The sequence below is a fragment of the Frankia sp. CoWAU3 genome, from assembly GCF_977971855.1.
This window is the reverse complement of record NZ_CDWWXB010000222.1, coordinates 3,922-5,760: the sequence shown is the minus strand read 5'-3', so window position 1 is coordinate 5,760 and position 1,839 is coordinate 3,922. Positions and strand designations below refer to the sequence as shown.

Annotated in this window: 1 protein-coding gene and 2 pseudogenes; all 3 read left to right on the top strand. The window is 69.1% G+C overall.

The features are described from left to right. Window positions 1-631: pseudogene (locus AC08ON_RS15810) on the top strand (metallophosphoesterase); the annotation flags it as partial. A gap of 59 nt (window positions 632-690) precedes the next feature. After that, window positions 691-897 carry a formate dehydrogenase accessory sulfurtransferase FdhD gene (locus AC08ON_RS15805; protein ID WP_476608237.1) on the top strand — a complete coding sequence of 69 codons (207 nt, stop codon included), beginning with the start codon at window positions 691-693 and terminating at the stop codon, window positions 895-897. Window positions 898-1,277: 380 nt separating this feature from the next. Next, a pseudogene (locus AC08ON_RS15800) lies at window positions 1,278-1,839 on the top strand (hypothetical protein); the annotation flags it as partial.

The window sequence follows — 1,839 nt, the reverse complement described above, 5'->3', positions numbered from 1 at the left end:
CTGCGCGGCCCTGGGTCGGACCCTCGGCGTGAACGCCTGGCAGGTCACCAGTGAATCCGCGAACCCGGCCTACGCGCCCTTCGTGGAGAACACCATGTGGACCCAGTCCGGTGTGGTTTTCTCGACACTTAACGTGCAGGGCAGCAACAACGACCTCGTCCCGTGGTTCGGGGTGACGCCGCTGTCCGCGGAGCAGCGGAACGAGTATTCTACCAGGCTTGACGCGGACCTTGAGTGGATCAACGAGGCGTTCAACGTCGCACGCCGGACCGGGGCGCCGGGGGTCGCGCTGCTCATGCAGGCCGATATGTGGGACACCAGCGCGCTGGCCGCCGGTGGAGACGGGCTGAGTGGCTTCGATCCCATCGTCAAGCGGATCGGGACCCTCGCCGAGCATTTCGGTAAGCCGGTGCTCATCCTGCAGGGTGACTCGCACAACTTCCGGGTCGACCACCCGTTCACGAGCACGGACCCGCTCTACGGCATCCACCCGCTGGCCCCGAAGACCCTGCAGGCTCCCAACGTGACCCGCGTCGTCGTCGATGGCAGCGCTCAGGCGAACGACTACCTGAAGCTCGCGATCAACCCGGCTACCCCGGGCGTCTTCAGCTGGACTCGCGTCAACTACTGAGGGAACGAATCCTCCCACCGGCCGGGGCCGTTTCGCGGTCCCGGCCGGCCCCGGAGCCGATGAGACCGACCCGTCGGGGTGCGGTGGCTGTCGTCGGTTCCAGGCAGAAGGCGCTGATGGCCGGGGTGCCGGCGCTCGCGGCGGTCTCCGCGCCCTCGACGCTCGCGGTGGACCTCGCCGAGGAGTCGGGGATGACGCTCGCTGGGTTCGTGCGCGGTACGTCGATGAACCTCCACACCGGCGCGCACCGGGTGGTACTGGGCTGACCCCGCCTCAGCCGCCCCGCCCCAGCCGTCCCGGTCGGACCGGGTGCGCCGTTCTGGACGAGCGGAGGGCCTCACCGCAAGGTGAGGCGGCATGAGCGCCGCTATCGGGCGCTCTTATGCAACGGAGGCGGTTACCGGCACAGAGGCCGGTACGCGAGATCGGGGGCGTATCTTTGCCACTGATCCATCGGTGATGGTGGTCGTGACGGAGCCGCACAGCGCGTGGGCGATCTCGTCCCCCCTCGTCTCCCACGGACGGGCGCCGCGGCCATCCACCGTCACCAGGAAACGGTCGCGTGGGTTGAACGTGGAGAACGTGTCGCCGGGATCTACCATTATGGGGGCAGAGGGGTCAATCGGGGGATTCGGGCGGAGGGCTGGTGCGTTCGGCGCAGCGGGGCAGGACCGTCGGGCTCCTGCTGGCCGGTCTGCTCGTGATCGCGGTGGTGGCCCTGATCGTGCTCCCCCGGCTGGGGGGCGACGCCGGCGGCGGTCCGCCCGATGGCAACGTGCGGACCGTCCGGGTCCTGGCCGGTTCGGAGAAGCGGGACTTCTTCGCGGACCCCGTGGTGGGCGCCCGGCTCGCGGAGCTCGGCTACCGGCTGCAGGTCGATACCGCGGGGTCCAGGGAGATCGCCACCAGCCGCGATCTGACCCCATATGACCTGGCCTTTCCGGCCGACGCGCCGCAGGCCGACCGGATCAGGGCCGCCAGGAAGGTGACGAAGTCCTACGTCCCCTTCTTCAGCCCGATGGCGATCGCCACCTTCCAGCCGATCGCGTCACTGCTGCAGAACGCCGGGGTCGTGCGGATGGACGGCGGCCACCGCGTCCTGAACATGCGCGGCTACCTCGATCTGGTCGATAAGAACACCCGCTGGTCGGACCTGCCGGGGAACACCGCTTTCGAGACCGGCAAGTCCGTGCTCATCAGTTCGACGG